The sequence below is a fragment of the Amycolatopsis anabasis genome (assembly GCF_009765355.1).
GTDB classification, from domain to species: domain Bacteria; phylum Actinomycetota; class Actinomycetes; order Mycobacteriales; family Pseudonocardiaceae; genus Amycolatopsis; species Amycolatopsis anabasis.
Genome location: NZ_VTHK01000017.1, coordinates 139,933 through 156,599 on the forward strand (window position 1 = coordinate 139,933; position 16,667 = coordinate 156,599).

General features: G+C 69.0%; 14 protein-coding genes and 2 tRNA genes. 10 read left to right on the forward strand and 6 right to left on the reverse strand.

Going from position 1 to position 16,667, the window contains the following annotated elements; translation table 11 throughout:
• Positions 1-22 precede the first annotated feature (22 nt).
• Positions 23-463 carry a hypothetical protein gene (locus tag FXO23_RS23075; RefSeq protein WP_158887482.1) on the forward strand — a complete coding sequence of 147 codons (441 nt, stop codon included), beginning with the start codon at positions 23-25 and terminating at the stop codon, positions 461-463.
• A 309-nt stretch (positions 464-772) separates the two neighbouring features.
• On the opposite strand, the gene FXO23_RS23080 is transcribed toward FXO23_RS23075, so the two are convergent.
• The gene (locus FXO23_RS23080) at positions 773-1,228 is read right to left on the reverse strand and encodes a VOC family protein (protein ID WP_158887483.1); all 456 of its coding nucleotides are present in this window, start codon (positions 1,226-1,228) and stop codon (positions 773-775) included.
• Between the two features lie 328 nt (positions 1,229-1,556).
• Here FXO23_RS23080 and cimA point away from each other — a divergent pair, with 328 nt between their 5' ends.
• On the forward strand, positions 1,557-3,188 hold the full coding sequence (gene cimA / locus FXO23_RS23085; RefSeq protein WP_158887533.1) for a citramalate synthase: 1,632 nt from the start codon (positions 1,557-1,559) through the stop codon (positions 3,186-3,188).
• Here the strand turns inward: cimA and FXO23_RS23090 are convergent.
• Positions 3,178-3,825 (reverse strand): S1 family peptidase, encoded by a 648-nt coding sequence (locus FXO23_RS23090; RefSeq protein ID WP_158887484.1) that lies wholly within the window; start codon positions 3,823-3,825, stop codon positions 3,178-3,180. The two genes, cimA and FXO23_RS23090, sit on opposite strands and share 11 nt — an antisense overlap.
• Positions 3,826-3,933: 108 nt before the next feature.
• Between FXO23_RS23090 and FXO23_RS23095 the strand changes: the two genes are divergently transcribed.
• The gene (locus tag FXO23_RS23095; protein ID WP_158887485.1) at positions 3,934-4,704 is read left to right on the forward strand and encodes a fumarylacetoacetate hydrolase family protein; all 771 of its coding nucleotides are present in this window, start codon (positions 3,934-3,936) and stop codon (positions 4,702-4,704) included.
• A gap of 141 nt (positions 4,705-4,845) precedes the next feature.
• On the opposite strand, the gene FXO23_RS23100 is transcribed toward FXO23_RS23095, so the two are convergent.
• Positions 4,846-6,087: an FAD-dependent oxidoreductase gene (locus FXO23_RS23100; RefSeq protein ID WP_158887486.1), complete on the reverse strand. Its 1,242-nt coding sequence runs from the start codon at positions 6,085-6,087 to the stop codon at positions 4,846-4,848.
• A 98-nt stretch (positions 6,088-6,185) separates the two neighbouring features.
• Between FXO23_RS23100 and gltX the strand changes: the two genes are divergently transcribed.
• From gltX to FXO23_RS23120, 4 genes are all read left to right on the forward strand, one after another.
• Complete coding sequence (gene gltX / locus FXO23_RS23105; protein ID WP_158887487.1) at positions 6,186-7,670, forward strand: glutamate--tRNA ligase; 1,485 nt, start codon at positions 6,186-6,188, stop codon at positions 7,668-7,670.
• A gap of 174 nt (positions 7,671-7,844) precedes the next feature.
• The gene (locus tag FXO23_RS23110; RefSeq protein WP_158887534.1) at positions 7,845-8,540 is read left to right on the forward strand and encodes an HAD family hydrolase; all 696 of its coding nucleotides are present in this window, start codon (positions 7,845-7,847) and stop codon (positions 8,538-8,540) included.
• A gap of 85 nt (positions 8,541-8,625) precedes the next feature.
• Positions 8,626-8,697, forward strand: a tRNA-Gln gene (locus tag FXO23_RS23115).
• Positions 8,698-8,760: 63 nt separating this feature from the next.
• Positions 8,761-8,833: transfer RNA gene (locus FXO23_RS23120), tRNA-Glu, on the forward strand.
• Between the two features lie 172 nt (positions 8,834-9,005).
• On the opposite strand, the gene FXO23_RS23125 is transcribed toward FXO23_RS23120, so the two are convergent.
• Complete coding sequence (locus FXO23_RS23125) at positions 9,006-11,168, reverse strand: NACHT domain-containing protein (RefSeq protein WP_179956849.1); 2,163 nt, start codon at positions 11,166-11,168, stop codon at positions 9,006-9,008.
• Positions 11,169-11,445: 277 nt separating this feature from the next.
• On the opposite strand from FXO23_RS23125, the gene FXO23_RS23130 reads away from it, so the two are divergent.
• The gene (locus tag FXO23_RS23130) at positions 11,446-11,961 is read left to right on the forward strand and encodes a pyridoxamine 5'-phosphate oxidase family protein (protein WP_158887488.1); all 516 of its coding nucleotides are present in this window, start codon (positions 11,446-11,448) and stop codon (positions 11,959-11,961) included.
• 243 nt (positions 11,962-12,204) lie between these two features.
• A complete protein-coding gene (locus FXO23_RS23135) occupies positions 12,205-12,726 on the forward strand; it encodes a hypothetical protein (protein ID WP_158887489.1) in 522 nt (173 codons plus the stop codon).
• Between the two features lie 161 nt (positions 12,727-12,887).
• On the opposite strand, the gene FXO23_RS23140 is transcribed toward FXO23_RS23135, so the two are convergent.
• Together FXO23_RS23140 and FXO23_RS23145 are read right to left on the reverse strand one after the other, a co-directional pair.
• Positions 12,888-13,664, reverse strand: a complete 777-nt coding sequence (locus FXO23_RS23140) for a MerR family transcriptional regulator (protein ID WP_158887490.1) — start codon at positions 13,662-13,664, stop codon at positions 12,888-12,890.
• On the reverse strand, positions 13,661-14,431 hold the full coding sequence (locus tag FXO23_RS23145; RefSeq protein WP_158887491.1) for an alpha/beta fold hydrolase: 771 nt from the start codon (positions 14,429-14,431) through the stop codon (positions 13,661-13,663). The genes FXO23_RS23140 and FXO23_RS23145 overlap by 4 nt, the downstream gene beginning before the upstream one ends.
• A 158-nt stretch (positions 14,432-14,589) precedes the next feature.
• On the opposite strand from FXO23_RS23145, the gene FXO23_RS23150 reads away from it, so the two are divergent.
• Positions 14,590-16,566 (forward strand): APC family permease, encoded by a 1,977-nt coding sequence (locus tag FXO23_RS23150; RefSeq protein ID WP_179956850.1) that lies wholly within the window; start codon positions 14,590-14,592, stop codon positions 16,564-16,566.
• Positions 16,567-16,667: the final 101 nt, after the last annotated feature.

Below are 16,667 nucleotides of genomic sequence, written 5' to 3' on the forward strand. Positions count from 1 at the left end.
CCGAACGGCAGGGGAGAAGATCATGCGACTTCGACGGCGAGTGGCCGGGCTGGCCGCGGCGGCGCTGGCGGGACTGGTGCTGACCGGGAGCGCCCAGGCGGCGGCGGACGGCCCGACCCCGATTCCGGCGAGCGAGGTCGGCACGCGGTCGCTCAGCACGGCCGTCCACTGGGGAACGTTCGGTTTGGACACTCCGCACTGGAACGCGCTGAACTACATCGGCGCCCGGCTCGAGGCGGACCCCTCCTGGGGCCGGTACCAGGTCTACGACCGCGGTGACGACGGCGACTTCACCGTCCAGGGCGCGCTGGCCCCGCTGGACGTCCGGTTGACCATCGTCTGCGCGCCCACCGGCCCGCATTCCACCTGGGTGAGCGTGATCGCGACCAGTTCGAATTCGAGCTGGGCCGAACAGGAGCGCAACCACATCCGCGCCGCCATCATCGCGCTGCGCCTGAACTGACTTCGAGTGGCGTCCACGGTGTCCGATCCACTGTGGACGCCACTCGGTCCAGCAGAGACCGTAGACGCCCGGCGTCACCGCGGTGGGGATCCTCGAAACGGGGAACACACGCGACCAGAACGGGGAACTCGCGCCAGGCCCGGGGCCCGCTGGCGCGAGTCCCCCGTTCCGGACGGGTGAGTTTCCCGTTTTGGTTCACCGAGATCCCCATTCCGGGAGGCGAGTTCCGCACCCGGGCGCCCCACGAGCACGGCGCAAGGCCGCACACCGTGAAAACCTCACTGTGGACGCCACTCGCGCCAGTGCGGTTCAGAGACCGTAGACGCCCGGCGTCACCGCGGTGGGGATCCCGGTGTCGCCCCGGGTCGCGTCCCAGGTCCAGAACTCGACGACGTGCTGGTCCGGATCGATGACGTAGGCCGAGCGCGCGTTGACGCTGCCCTCGGTGCCGAAGGTGACCTCGTCCACCTCGGCGCCGCGTTCCCGCAGGCCGCGCACCAGTTCGTCGTAGTCGGCGTCCTCGACGTGCATCGCGAAGTGCACGTGGACCCCGGGGCGGGCCCGCGCGATGCCGAGCGCGGGCTTCACCAGGCCGATCCGGGTGTTCCCGGCCAGCAGCCACACCGCCTCGCGGCCGCGCCAGAACTCGCCTTCCCAGCGCAGCAGCACCGGGAAGCCGAGCACTTCGGTGTAGAACCGCTCGGCCCGCTCCAGGTCGTGCACTTCGAGCATCAGCTCGTTCACCCCGGTGACCGGCAGAACCATCGCTAGCCTCCTATATAGCTTGTTGCCTATGTATATATAGGAGGCTACCGATATACGCCGGTCGACGCCAAGGTCGAGTGAGTGGCGAGCGTCTCGTTCGGGTGAATCCTGTCCCGGGATTCGGGAACTTCCGACCACGAGTTGGACCGGGCGGGGTGCTGTGGCATGATGCGGCCATGGCTTCCCTCGCCGCGATCATTATTCGCCAGCGCGCCGGTTAGGTGCTCGAGCAGAGCATCCGGCGCGCAACCTCTCGCACCCATGCGGGAGGTTTTTTGTTGGCCAAATGAGTTCCCGCTCGGCTTTCCACCAGGACCAGGAGATCACCGTGACCCGCACGGAACCCGCCGGCACCCCGCTCGGCGACGAATTCCACCTCTACGACACCACCCTGCGCGACGGAGCCCAGCGGGAGGGGATCTCGTACTCGGTGGCCGACAAGCTGGCCGTCGCCCGGCTGCTGGACGAACTCGGGGTCGGCTTCATCGAGGGCGGCTGGCCGGGCGCGCTGCCGAAGGACACCGAGTTCTTCGCCAAGGCCGCCGCCGGTGACCTGGCGCTCAAGCACGCGGCGCTGGTCGCGTTCGGATCCACCCGCAAGGCGGGCGCGAAGGCCGAATCGGACAGCCAGGTCCGCGCGCTGCTGGATTCCCAGGCGCCAGTGGTGACCCTGGTGGCCAAATCGGACCTGCGGCACATCGAGCGCGCGTTGCGCGTCGACGTCGACGAGGCGTGCGCGATGGTGCGGGACACGGTGGCCTTCCTGGTCGCCGAGGGGCGGCGGGTTTTCCTCGACGCGGAACACTTCTTCGACGGCTACGCGTACTCCCCGGACACCGCGCTGCGGGTGCTCGACGCCGCGGCCTCCGGCGGGGCGGACGTGGTCGTCCTCTGCGACACCAACGGCGGGCAGCTTCCCCTGCAACTCGCCGAAACCGTGCGCGAAGTCGGCGAGCGCACGGGGTTCCGGCTGGGGATCCACTGCCAGGACGACACGTCCTGCGCGGTGGCGAACAGCATCGCCGCGGTGCAGGCGGGCGCGACGCACGTCCAGTGCACCGCCAACGGTTACGGGGAACGGGCCGGCAACGCCGATCTGTTCGCCGTGACGGGAAACCTGGTGGCCAAGCTCGGCATGGAGGTGCTCCCCACCGGGGGCGCGGCCGAGCTCACCCGCGTCTCCCATGCCCTTGCCGAAATCGCGAACATCGCCCCCGACACCCACCAGGCTTACGTCGGGGCGTCGGCCTTCGCCCACAAGGCGGGGTTGCACGCGAGCGCGATCAAGGTGGATCCGTTGCTGTACAACCACATCGATCCATCTTCGGTCGGCAACGACATGCGGGTGCTGGTCACCGAAATGGCCGGCAGGGCCAGCCTGGAGCTCAAGGGACGTGAGCTCGGGGTCGACCTTGCCGGTCAGCCCGAAGCGCTCACCAGCGCGGTCGGGAAGGTGAAGCGGCTGGAGGCGGAGGGCTGGTCCTTCGAGGCCGCCGACGCTTCGCTGGAACTGCTGCTGCGCCGGGAAATGGACGGTCCGGAGGGCGACGCGCTCGCCGAGCCGCCGTTCAGCCTGGAGTCCTACCGGGTGGTGCTCGACCACCGCGGTGATGGCGAGGTGATCTCCGAGGCGACGGTCAAGGTGCACGTCGGCGGCGAGCGGGTCATCGCCACCGCCGAGGGCATCGGGCCGGTGCACGCCCTGGACGCCGCGCTGCGCAAGGCGCTCACCCCGCAGCTGTCCTGGTTGGACAGTGTCGAGCTGGCCGACTACAAGGTCCGCATCCTGCCCGGGCACCCCGGCACCGACGCGGTGACCCGCGTGCTGGTCGAGACCACCGACGGCGAGCGCGAATGGACCACGGTCGGCGTGCACGGGAACATCGTGGAAGCCAGCTGGCTCGCGCTCTGCGACGCCCTGGTCCACAAGAGCCTCCGCTCGGGCGCGATCACCCGGTGAGCAGGGTGAGGCCGTAGACGGCGAGGATCTTGTTGATCGGCTGGAAGTAGGACGTCCCGCCGCTCGCGCAGTTGCCCGACCCGCCGACCAGCACGCCCTGGGCCTGTTCTCCGCTGAAGAACGGGGCGCCCGCGTCGCCGGGCTCGGCGCAGACCGTGGTGCGGGTCAGCCCGTGCAGGGTGCCTTCGGGGAAGTTGACCGTCTGGTTCTTGGCCTGGATGGTTCCGCAGTGCCAGCCGCTCACCGGGCCCAGCATGCACACCGACGCCCCGACCGGGGCCTCGGTGGAACCGGTGATCCGCGGGTTCCCGGGCGGGATCCGCCCGACCAGTTTCCAGTCCGTCGTGTTGGTGACCCGGACGACCGAGGCGTTCACCGGCGGGATCGGGGCGGCGGCCACCACGCCGACCAGGACGCGGTTGCTGTGGACGGTCTCCCCGGGGCGCCCGCACCGCGGGCTGGTGATGAGGTAACCGGTCTTGTTCCCGGTCGCGGCGAAGGACGCGACGCACCGGTAACTCGTGGGGGTGGAGAGCGGGCTGCCGCCGCCGAGCGGGGCCGGGGCGGCGTGGGCGGTGGCCGGGGTGAGGAGGGGCAGCAGCAGGCAGGGGAGCAGGAGGCGGCGGAGGAGTTTCATCGGGGACTCCGGTTCGCAGGGGTGGTCCAAACCACGTTAGGGAGCCCGCGAGCGCGTGCCCAGCGGGCAATCGGCCCAAAACCGGGGCCTGCCGTAGACTCCGCGGACGTGCGCTTAGCTCGGATTGCTCATCCCGGTGGGGTCGCGTTCGCTTCGGTGGACGGCGACGGAGAAGACGCCCAGGTCCTGGAGATCGCCGAACACCCGTTCGGGCAGCCCAACTTCACCGGCCGCCGCTGGCCGCTGGCCGACGTGCGGCTGCTCGCGCCGATCCTGCCGACCAAGGTGATCGCGGTGGGCCGCAACTACGCGGCGCACGCGGCGGAGTTCGGCAACGAGGTCCCGGCCGACCCGATGATCTTCCTCAAGCCCTCCACCAGCGTGATCGGCCCGAACGCGGCGATCAAACTGCCGCCCAGTTCGTCCAGAGTGGACTTCGAGGGGGAGCTCGCGGTGGTCATCGGGCAGCCGGTGAAGAACGTGCCCGCCGCCCGCGCGGCGAGCGCGGTGCTCGGCTACACGGTGGCCAACGACGTCAGCGCCCGCGATCAGCAGAAGTCGGACGGCCAGTGGGGCCGGGCGAAGGGCTACGACACCTTCTGCCCGCTGGGGCCGTGGATCGAGACGGCCGTCGACCCCGCGGACCTGGCGCTGCGCAGCGAGGTCGACGGGGAGACCAAACAGGACGCTCGTACTTCGGCGCTGGTGCACAAGATCCCGGAGCTCATCGAGTTCGTCTCCGGGGTCATGACGCTGCTGCCCGGCGACGTGATCCTCACCGGCACCCCGGAGGGGGTCGGCCCGATCACCGGCGGGCAGCAGGTCTCCATCACCATCGAGGGAATCGGCACCCTCACGAACCCGGTACAGGCTCAGTAACTCTCTGAGAACTCGCTCCGCGATCACGTCGACAGGGCGCTACTCGGCGAGGCAGGCTCGGCTCTGGTTCGTGGGCGCCCTGCCGCCGCGATAGCGGGGCCTTCGGCCGGCGAGTTCCCCGGTGCAAGTCCGCAGGTAGCTTCAGTTTTCGCGGTTCCTGTCCGTAGGGCGCCGGGCGAACTCCGGCGCGTGCTCGGGCCGGACCCCGACGCCGACCAGGTAAGCCGGGACGACCGACAGCCACGGCGCGCGCCCCAGGAGTTCGACCACCGGCCGCGGCGGGCCGTTGCGCTTGCGTTCCATCACCGGCCGCATCACCTTCGCGTGCAGGAGGCGCTGGAGCCCCTGCACCAGTACGGTCGGCAGCCACCGCCTGGTGCGGACCTTCGCGAGGTCGGATTCGGTCGGGCGGCCCCGGCGCAGGGGGCCGGCGAGCAGATGCGCGGTCGCCACGGCGTCCTGCACCGCGAGGTTGATCCCGACCCCGCCGATCGGGGACATCGCGTGCGCGGCGTCGCCGATGCACAGCAGCCCGTCGATGTGCCAGCGGTGCAGGCGGTTCAGCCGGACGTCGAGGAACTTCACGTCGTCCATCGACTCCAGGCTGTCCAGCCGATCGGCGAATTCCGGGTACAGATCGGCGAGCCCCTCGCGGAACGACTCGATGCCCGCCGCGCGCAATCGCGGATCGCTTCCCTTCGCGGCCAGGTAGGCGATCTGGAAGTAGCCTTCGCGGGGCAGCGCCACCCCGAAGCGGCCGTTCCGCATGTGCGGGGTGATTCCGGCCGGATCGCCCGGTTTCCGGGGCAGCCGGAACCACCAGGTGTCGAACGGGACGTCGAATTCCCGGGGCGCCAGCCCGGCCTCCCGGCGGGCGAGCGACCAGCGCCCGTCGCACGCGACGGTGAGGTCGGCCCGCAGTTCGCCCTCGCCGTCCGGGGAGCGGTAGCGCACGCCCGCGACCCGGCCGCCCTCGGTGATCAGGCCGGTCATCTCGGTGTTCATCCGCAGCGTGAAGGCCGGTTCCGCCTTGCCCGTCTCGGCGAGCAGGTCGAGCAGGTCCCACTGCGGGACCATGGCGATGTACGGGTACTTGACCTTGAGCCGCCGCAGGTCGCCGAGGGTGAGCTGGTGGTCGCGGTCGATCGGGAAGCTGATCCGGTCGATCTCGCTGTGCGGCAGGGCCGCGAACTTCTCGCCGAGGCCCAGTTCGTCGAGCAGCTGCAGGGTCGACGGGTGCACGGTGTCGCCGCGGAAGTCCCGCAGGAAGTCGCCGTGCTTCTCCAGCACGGTCACCTCGATCCCGGCCCGGGCCAGCAGCAGTCCCAGCACCATCCCGGCGGGGCCGCCCCCGACGACTACGCAGGTCGTGCGCTCGGTCATCGTCCTCACCTCTTTTTCATCAGGTGTTGAATAAGTTCAGAATGGCCCGGGACCTTCGGTGCGTCAAGGCTTCGGGGTGGAGATACGCTGATCGGGCTATGACTGAGACCACGGCTTCTGTACGAGCGCGCTTCTGCCCGTCGCCCACCGGTACCCCGCACGTCGGGCTCATCCGCACGGCGCTGTTCAACTGGGCCTTCGCCCGGCACCACGGGGGTTCCCTGGTGTTCCGGATCGAAGACACCGACGCGGCGCGGGACTCCGAGGAGTCCTACGAGGCTCTGCTGGACGGGCTGCGGTGGCTCGGCCTGGACTGGGACGAGGGCCCCGAGGTCGGCGGCGACCACGGCCCGTACCGGCAGAGCGAACGCCGGGAGATCTACGCCGACGTGGCGGCCCGGCTGCTCCAGGCCGGCGAGCTGTACGAGGCGTTCTCCACCGCGGAGGAGGTCGAGGCGCGGCGCAAGGCGGCCGGCCAGGACCCGAAGCTGGGCTACGACAACTTCGACCGCGACCTCACCGACGAGCAGCGGGCGGCGTTCCGGGCCGAAGGCCGGACCCCGGTGCTGCGCCTGCGGATGCCCGACGAGGACCTCGGCTGGACCGATCTGGTGCGCGGGGAGATCAGCTTCCCGGCGGGCACCATCCCCGACCCGGTGCTCGTCCGGGGCAACGGTGAGCCGCTCTACACCCTGACGAACCCGGTGGACGACGCGCTGATGCGCATCACGCACGTCCTGCGCGGCGAGGACCTGCTGCCGTCCACCCCGCGGCAGATCGCGCTCTACCAGGCGCTGCGGCGGATCGGGGTGGCCGAGTTCGTGCCCGAGTTCGGCCACCTGCCGTACGTGATGGGCGAGGGCAACAAGAAGTTGTCCAAACGCGACCCTTCTTCGAATCTCTTCAACTACCGGGACCGCGGGTTCATCCGGGAGGGGCTGCTCAACTACCTGGCCCTGCTCGGCTGGTCGATCGCCGACGACCGGGACGTGTTCAGCGTCGCCGAGCTGGTCGAGGCCTTCGAGATCACCAAGGTGAGCGCCAACCCGGCGCGGTTCGACGTGAAGAAGGCCGAGGCGATCAACGGCACCCACGTCCGGATGCTCGCCGTTGACGATTTCGTGACACGCGTGATTCCTTATCTGACAACCGGAGGCGTGCTACCGGAGCGGCCGACCGAGGAGCAGCTCGCCGCGCTGCGCGTCATCGCCCCCCTGGTGCAGGAGCGGGTGACGGTCCTCAGCGACGCCGTCGAGATGTTGCGCTTCCTGTTCATCGACGAGGAATCCTTCGCGCCCGAAGAGGCATCCGCGACCAAGGCGCTCGGGCCCGACGCCGAGCCGGTGCTGCGCGCCGCGATCGAAGCGCTGGAGGCGTTACCGTCCTGGGCGACCCCGGCCATCGAAGAGGCGCTCAAGAACGCGCTCGTGGAAGGGCTGGGTCTCAAGCCGCGCAAGGCTTTTGCCCCGATTCGGGTGGCGGTGACCGGTCGCACGGTGTCGCCACCGTTGTATGAATCCATGGAACTTCTTGGGCGAGACCGATCGCTCGGTCGGCTCCGTCGGGCGTTGCCTGTCAACTGAGCGTAGAGCGATCACTCTCCGAACAGAGCACAGGTATTCACCTTGTCGGCCGAGTCGGAACAGACGCTCTTGACCTAGCCTCGCGGGGTGGATTTCGCGCGCACGGGAACGACCGACTCCGAAACCGCGCTCGCGGGTGGCCACCCGGACCCGTGGTCGCCACCCATCCTCCGCCTGGTCTGCCTTGACATCGATGACACCCTCGTCGACTTCACCGCGGCCGGTCGGCGTGCCCTGCGCGCGCTGATCGGCCGGGCCGACATGTGGCCGCTGTGGGAGCGGGTCACCGATCACCACGTGGCGATGGTCGTCGCGGGCGAACTCGACTACGAGTCGATGCACCACAGGCGCACCGGGAGCTTCCTCGCCGAGCTCGGCGTACTCGTGGATTCGGACGACGTCGCGTGTTTCGAACGCCGCCGCCGGGATCTGGTACGGCGATCCTGGCGGCTGTTCGACGACGTCCTGCCGTGCCTGGACTGGCTGCGCGCCGCCGGTGTCCAGCTGGCCGCGGTGACCAACGCCTCGGGCACCCACCAACGGGCCAAACTCGCCGATCTGGGGCTCGCCCGGTTCTTCGACCACGTCGCCATCGCCGGTGAAGTGGGTGTCGCCAAACCCGATCCGGTGATGTTCCACTCAGTTTGTATCGCGTTGAGTTGCGACCCGGCCGAGGCGGCCCACGTCGGCGACAAACTCGACACCGACGCGGTCGGCGCCCGCAACGCCGGACTCGGCGCGGTCTGGCTCAACCGGGACGGTGGCGTCCAGGACGTCCCACCCGGCGTGCACGCCATCCACGGGCTCGATGAGCTCCCGGAACTGCTGGTCAGCGAGTTCGCCCGGGTCGGCGTGCCCGCCCAGCGATGACCCCGCCTGACAGCCCGGCCGGGCGGTGGTCTACTATTTTCTCTCGGCGGTGCTGAGCCGGATCTCCTCCGGAACGGTATGCCGTTGGGGTATGGTGTAATCGGCAGCACGACTGATTCTGGTTCAGTTAGTCTAGGTTCGAGTCCTGGTACCCCAGCTGCGAAGAGAAAATCTGCTTCTGCTAAAGTTTCCTCTCGCAACACGACAGCTGAAAGTCCAAGCCCCCGTCGTCTAGCGGCCTAGGACGCCGGCCTCTCACGCCGGTAGCGTGGGTTCGAATCCCATCGGGGGTACGTACAGCATTCACACAAGCGGGGTCGCCCACGGCAAGGGGCGGCCCCGCTTGGCGTAGGGCGGAGGCTTGGCGCCGCTCCACATCGGACAGCTCGCGGTGAAGTCGGTCTCGCTCGTCTCGCCGTTCTCGAGCCGCGCGGTCGTCGGTGACGGAACAACCGAATCCCTTCGTCACCGCAGCGCATTCTCGCCTGGCGAGGGGCCTGCCTGGATGCGGGACGGTACTTCGCGGGTGGGCTGTGCCAGCCGGTCTTGGAGTGTGGCGTGCCGGAATTGGTAGACAGGTCCTACCGTGCGCAGGAGGTTTCTGCTCCGGGCGTCTTCCAGGAATGCGATGAGCCGTAGCGGGATCTTGTGCCGGATCGCGAGTTGCACCAAGGCCGCCGCGGTGTCGATGGCGGCGGAGCCGGGTGCGCTCGCGGCGGTACCCGCGCGTTTGACCATCAAGGTGGTGCCGAGCCCGACGAGCAGCACGACCGGAAGCACAACCGAGAGTTTGGACGTCAGCCCGGATGCGAGTCCGGGCACGAGCCTGACCGTGAGCGCGGCCAGGAGACCGACCACGAGCGCCAGCACGGGTACGAACACGAGTCCGGCGTTTCTGTCGTGGCGCCAGACATTCGCCGGCCCGAGCGGGCTTTCCTCAAGCTCGGTATGGCTCACGAGCCCGCGAAGGGCGACACCCGCAAGTCCGGCGGCGAGCCCGACCGAGAGCCCGGCGGCGAGCCCGGCGGAAAGTCCGGACACGAGACCGGCGGAGAGCCCAGCCAGCAGACCGCCCGAGAGTCCGGACGCGAGCCCGAACACGAGATTCTGCGATGCGCTCCGGTAGGTGAGCGGGGCGATCCGTCGTGGCATGACCGGTACTCCCCGCGCGTGCTTGGCGGTGGAGGCCACGAAGACGGGCGCGAGCCCGAACACGAACCCGATCGCGAGACCAAGCTCGAGCCCGACCGCGAGACCGATCCCCAGCCCGAAGATGAGTTCGTTCGTGAACACGGTCGCGACGGCGCTCGTGATCAGTCGGGAGCGGTGCGGTGTCCAGGTGGGGATGTGCCACCAGGCGAGGTCCGAGGTGTGTTGTTCGGTGAGCCGGGTGGCGAGGTAGCGCAGCGTGCGGTGGGCGGTCGTCACGCTGTAGCGGGGAGTGGGATGTCCGGGGCGGGGTGTGTACGCGGCGGTGATGGCGTGGTCGAGGAGATGGGTTGCGATGGCGGCAGCGGTGGGAAATCGCGCGGTGTCCAGGAGTTCGTCGACCGGATCTGCCGGGTCGTAGACGTCGCGGAGCAGGCTCAGGGCGAGCGGGGTGGTCAGGGCTTCCGATAATGCGCTGGCCGGTCGACGGTGTTCCGCTACCCCCGCGAGGTGATCGCAGATCGTCTGCCAGGGCGCTGGTGGCGGGTGGACCAGCGGTTGGCGGAGATAGGTGGCGGCGTCGGTGGGGTGCACGGGTCGCAGTTCCACCGCGACGGCGCCGGCCAGGGGACGGTGGCCGGCCGCGGCGACCGCTTCCGCGGTGCGGGTGAGCAAGACCAGGCGAAACGGGGCGTCCGCCAACGCTTCGAGGACGCCAGGCCGAACGGACTCGGGGATTTCGTCCAGGCCGTCGAGGAACCCGGCCACGCGGCCGGCGGCCAGCAAGCCTGTTGCTGCGTGACGACCAGCGCGGCCGCGGAACATCGGATAGGTCTCGGCGAGTTTGCCGGCCATCCAGTCGGTGACGGATTCGCCGCGACCGGGGTGCCAGCCGTGCAGGGTGAACAGCACCGGCACTGGAATCCGCGCTTGCTCGTCCGGCGTGGCCTGCGCTCGGTATCGCAGTGCGTCCAGCAGCAGGAGAATCGCGGCGGTGCTTTTGCCCGACCCCGGTTTCCCGATCAGCAGTAGCCGCCCCGATGGCAACCCCCCGTAGATCCGGTGCAACGCGTCTTGAGCGCCCGCACGCGGTTCGCCGCTGCCGACGGCGGTCAGTCCGGGCAGTGGATCGAACCGCGGGTACGTGGCGGCCGATTCCGGGCCGGCCACCGGCGCTGTCGAGCGGCGCCACCGGATCGGCAACGGAGCGGGATGCAGCAACCGCCGTTCGTTGGCCGCGGCCGTCCACTGATTCCAGGATGCCGTGGCCAGCAGGCGCAACTTCTCGTCTGACGGCGGTGCCGGTGCGGGCGCGACAACCGAGACATGATGGATCGAACCCGCCTGCACGACCGCGCCTGTCACCGAGCCATGGACCTCGTTGTCGACCGTAGCGGCCGAATCAGCTCGTCGCTGCTCGCTTCCGGACCTCTCGCGTTCTGTCGTCACAGCACCCTCACAAAGACGACGGGCACTCACGGTAACAAGTTGATCACTGGTTTGTCGGGCGATTCCGGAAATGCAGCGTCTCTCGCGCTGAACGGACAACCACCGGCGGCCGGGCCGGTGGCGGAGCCGCTGGCCATGCAGCCCTATCGGTGTGCGCTGCCGCCTCCACGTGGGTGGCGGGAGAAATGACCTTGCGGTCGAGCTTCACCGGCGTGACCTTCGTGCGGACACCCGCAGCGGGACCGTTGCAGGCGTCCTGGAAGCGGTGTTACGGCGCGGATCGTCCAGCGCTGGCTACTGTGGACTCATGCGTGAAACGCCCGAAGAACTCAACGAGCTCCAAGCCCTGCTCGATGCCTCCTTGGCTCGCTCGACCGCTCACCTGCGTTCGGTCGTCACCGGGCAAACCCTGACCGCGAAGCAGCTCACCGAGATCCTGGACGGCATGTGCACCCTCGCCCTGTCCACCGTGACGGCGAAGGGGGAGCCGCGGATCAGCGGCGTGGACGGGCACTTCCTGCATGGCAAGTGGTACTTCGGCACGGCCCGCGGCGCCGCCAAGGCCCGCCACCTCGCCGCCCGTCCCGCCGCCAGCGTCGCGCACATGCGTGGCGGGGATCTGGGCGTGTTCACGCACGGCACGGTGGAAATCCTCAATCCCGAGGGCGCCGAGCCGGCCGCGGAGTGGCCAGAGCTGCTCGCATATTTCAAAGGCTTCTACGGTGAGGACGCGTTCGAGTGGGACGCGGAGGTGGTCTACTACCGGCTGCGCCCGCACTGGATGACCGTCGTGGCCACCGGCACCGCCAACCTCACCGGGTAGTAGCGCGAAATTCACCTGGGACGGTCTCTGGCAGCAATCCTGTCGTACCGGTAGCCAAGCAGAAGAAAACCGCGGAGGAATCGAGCGAAGCTTCTCGACGCACACGATGCCCGCGTCGAAGCCTGCCCCAGGCCCTGGCGCCCCGCTTTTCTGTTCGAGTCCATCGAGTGGCCCGACGCTCTACCGCGAACTGGCGGCGACGCAGTTGTTAGTGTCCGAAGTGGAACCAGAGAAGGCAGGCTGATGGGTCTCATCCGAACCAGTGTCGTCGAGGACGCGTTCTTCGGAGAAATGGAAATCCTGACCGACGACCACCGCGGCACCGTCGAGGTCTCCGGACCCAGCGTTCCCACGGTCGTCATCCGACGGATCCCCGGCGGGCAGGTCGACCGGTTCGTGCCCATCGGCTCCCGCCGACCGGAAGACCTCACCATGACCGTCGACACGGCGACCGTGGAGATCGTGCCGGGGCCGGGCAAGTGGACACGCGGCTCGTACCGGGTCCGGGTCACCACCCCGGAAGCGGACTACTTGTTCAAACCCAACTCGATCGCCACCACCGGGCTGGTGCGCAACGGAACAAAGCTCGCCGACTTCTCCATGGACGACGACGAAGGCGACTTCATCGTCTACTGGATTCAGGAACGGCGCAACGTGCTCCCAGCCGACGCCGCGATCGGCTACGCCCTCTCCGTGGCCTTCCGCACCGGCGCGATGGGATTCTTCTCCCTGCTCACGAGAGGCGCGGAAGCACTACCCCAATAACCGCGCGGCCCCGGCGGCTCCGCCGCTGACCGGCGATCACACGCCCTGAGCGATCAGACACCCGATAGGGAGCAGTCGGCCTCAGCCAAGTCGCAGGCAGTAGGACGTCTGTTGGGCGGTGAGAAGCTGTGTGGCCGGGCTTGGCGTGCTGTGCTGTGTGCCTACTGGTCGGGGATGGTGATTCCCGCGTCGCGGAGGTGGGCCTCGATACGGCTGGTCAGGCGTGCCCATGAGGGTGCCTGTTCCTGCCGGTGGTGGTTGACCAGGCCGTAGCGGGTGGCGCCGGGGCGGGTGCGAAGCTCGGGCGGGATTTCCAGGAGTTGGGGGTGCTCGAGCAGGTACTGGGCCGCGGCTGCGGCGAGGTCGTCGATGCGGGGGTCGTCGGGCTCCCACTCGGCGACCCGCCAGCACCGCTTGATCAGATCGACATATCGGGGGTCGGCGAACGCGACCTCGAGCCGCCGGAGGTAGTCGTCGAAGACGTCCGGGAGGAGTGCCTTGGCCAGCACCAGGCCCTCGCGGAAGATGCCGACGGTTTCGGTGCCGAAGTCGAGCCGGCGGAGGGTGTCGAGCAGGGCGCAGGCTCGATCGGGGAGCAGTGCTCGCTCACCGCTGCCGAGCCGGTTCAGGGTCTCGCGCCGGGCGGTCAGTTCCGCGATGTGGTCGGCGAGTTGACGGTCGACCTCGGCGATGGTGGCCGCGAACCGGTCGGGTTCGGCGGCGAGCAGTTCCGGGATGTCGGCCAACGGGAGGCCGGCCCGGGCCAGGGTTCTGGCCTGGACGAGCTGCAACAGTTCCGCGGATCCGTACCGCCGGTACCCGGACTGGTCGCGAGGTGGTTCGTCGACCAGTCCGAGGCGGTGGTAGTGGCGCACGGTCTTCGTCGTGACACCGGCGAACGACGCGGCCTGTCCGATGGTGAGCCCGTGACCTGTCATGTTCCTGTTCGGTGTCCTCGATCGGCGGCGGTGTCGCGGATAGCGCCCGCCACGGTCCGGAAGTCCTTCCGCAGGATTGTGACGTGGTTGCTCGGGACGGTCGCGTGGAGTCGGACGTCGGGGTTGCGGGCGAGGACCGGGTCGAGTGTGGCGCGCATGCGGGCGAACTCCGAATCAGTGCCTCCAACGCTCGAGCCCGAGGCGGCGATGAACCGTACCGGACAGGTCACCGCGTCGTAGCGACCGTCGAGAGCGCCCATGACCTCGTTGGCCTCGATACTGACCTCGGCATGCTCCTCGGCGGACATCCAGCCCGCCATGCCCAGTCGGCGCAGGACCGGGTACGTCCACCGCATCCGGCGGAACTGGCGGCGGATCTGCGTTCGCGCGTCGTCGTCGACCCAGGCGTAGGGGTAGCCGCCGTCGACCAGGACCAGGCCGTGCGTGCGGGAGGGACGCTGCGCCGCCCAATGCAACGCGACAGCCGCCCCGTACGACCAGCCCACCAGGATCGGCCGGTCGACCTCGGTGGCGTCCAGCACGGCACCGAGGTCGCGCACGGCTGCGTCGAACGAGTAGTCCGAGGACCTCCGGGACCGACCCCGGCCGCGCATGTCGAACGTGATGTGCCGCCACGATGCCCCCAGGTCGGTGATGACGCGACGCCACGCACGCTGACTGCTGAAAGCGCCGTTCACGTACACCACCGGTTGCCCGGCCCCACCGCCGTCGGTCATGGCCAGCGCCGTGTCGTCCACCCGCAGCATGTCCGTGCGAGCGGGCCGTGTCGTCTCGAAATGATTCACCCGGCCAGCATGCGACCTTGCCCCAGGGGCAAGGTCAAACCGAGTGCCTGTGCGGCCTTTGCCGATCTGTACGGCATGCTTTCCCCAGCACTGCCGACGTTGATCACGGGGGTTCACGAGTGAACACGGACGCGGACTACGTGGTGCCCGCCGAGGTCACCAGCCCGGTGCCACCGAAAGGGCAGGGCAGCGGCTTCGGCAGGTGGATGCTGCAACACCGGGTGTCGATGCCGGGGCCCGAGGCGGACGAGCCGCACAAGCCGCAGGCGTGGTGGAAGGTCATGTGCCTGACCGGCGTCGACTACTTCTCCTCGCTCGCCTACATCCCGGCGATCGCCGCCCTGGCCGCGGGGGCGATCTCCCCGTTCGCGACGCTGTTGATCGTGGCGCTCACCCTGTTCGGCATGCTTCCCGCGTACCGGCGCGTGGCCAAGGAGAGCCCGCATGGCCAGGGGTCGGTGGCGATGCTGGAGAAGCTGCTGCCGTTCTGGTGGGGCAAGCTGCTCGTGCTCGCCCTGCTCGGGTTCGTCGCGACGGCGTGGATCGTCACGATCACGCTGTCGGCCTCCGACGCGTCGGTGCATCTGGTCGAGAATCCGGTGTTCCCGGCGTTCCTGCATGGCCACGAGGTCCTGATCACCGTGGTCCTGCTGCTCATCCTCGGCGCGGTGTTCTTGCTCGGGTTCAGCGAGGCCGTCGCGGTGGCGATCCCGCTGGTGGCGCTGTTCCTCCTGGCCAACGCGACCGTCGTGGTCGTCAGCCTGGTCGACGTGTTCGGCTCCTCCGATGCGTTGTCCCGCTGGACCGACTCGCTGACCGCCGGCGGTCTCGGCTTCGGCGGCCTGGTGTGGCCGGCCATCGCGGCGTTCCCCCTGCTCGCGCTCGGCCTGTCCGGGTTCGAGACCGGCGTGAGCATGATGCCGCTGGTGGCCGCGCGCGGCCAGACCCCGCGGGAGCGGCTCGCGTCGCGGATCAAGAACTCGAAGAAACTGCTCACCATCGCCGCGCTGATCATGTCGTGTTACCTGATCGCGACCAGCTTCATCACCACGGTGCTCATCCCGGCCAAGGAATTCCAGCCCGGCGGGGCGGCCAACGGCAGGGCCATGGCCTACCTGGCGCACCAGGAGTTGGGCGGCGGATTCGGCACGGTGTATGACATCAGCACGATCCTGATCCTGTGGTTCGCCGGGGCGTCGGCCATGGCCGGGTTGATCAACATCGTGCCGCGGTACCTCCCCGCGTACGGCATGGCGCCGGAGTGGAGCCGCGCGGTGCGACCGGTGGTGCTGGTGTACACCGCCATCACGGTGCTGATCACCATCGCGTTCGAGGCGGATCCGAACGAGCAGGCCGGCGCCTATGCCACCGGCGTGCTGGCGATGATGGTGTCCGCCGCGTTCGCGGTGACCGTGTCCGCGCTGCGGCACGGCCAGCGCCGCGCCGCGATCGGGTTCCTGGTCGTCACGCTGGTGCTGGGCTACGCGATCGTCGCGAACATCATCAAGCACCCGGACGGCATCGCCATCTCGGCGGCGTTCATCGCCGGGATCGTGGTGATCTCGCTGATCTCCCGAGTGTCGCGGACCACCGAGCTGCGGGCGGAGAAGATCGAATTCGACGAGACCGCCCGCCGGTACGTCACCGACTCGATCAACCACGACGGCAGGCTCACCATCATCGCCAACAAACGGCAGGCCGGTGACAAGGCGGAGTACGACGCCAAGGAGATCGAGCAACGCGGCATGAACCCGGTCCCCGGAGCCGCGGACATCCTGTTCCTCGAGATCGACATCAGCGACCCGTCCGAGTTCAGCGGCGCCCTGCGGGTGCGCGGCGTCGAAGTAGACGGCCACCGGATCCTGCGCGCGGACAGCCCAGCGGTGCCCAACGCGCTCGCCGCGATCCTGCTGGCGCTGCGGGACAGCACCGGCACCAGGCCGCACTGCCATTTCGAATGGACCGAGGGCAGCCCGCTCTACCACATGTTCCGGTACCTGGTACTCGGCCAGGGCGACACACCGCCGGTGGTCCGCGAAATCATCCGCAAGATCGAGCCCAACCCCGAACAACGCCCCCGAATCCACGTCGGCTGACCAATCCGCGAATAACCCCGGAACCCGGAGCAAAACGGAGCCATCACGGTTGACTGATCATCCGTGCTCTGGCGGAGCGCATTCGATCACAGGTTGCGTTC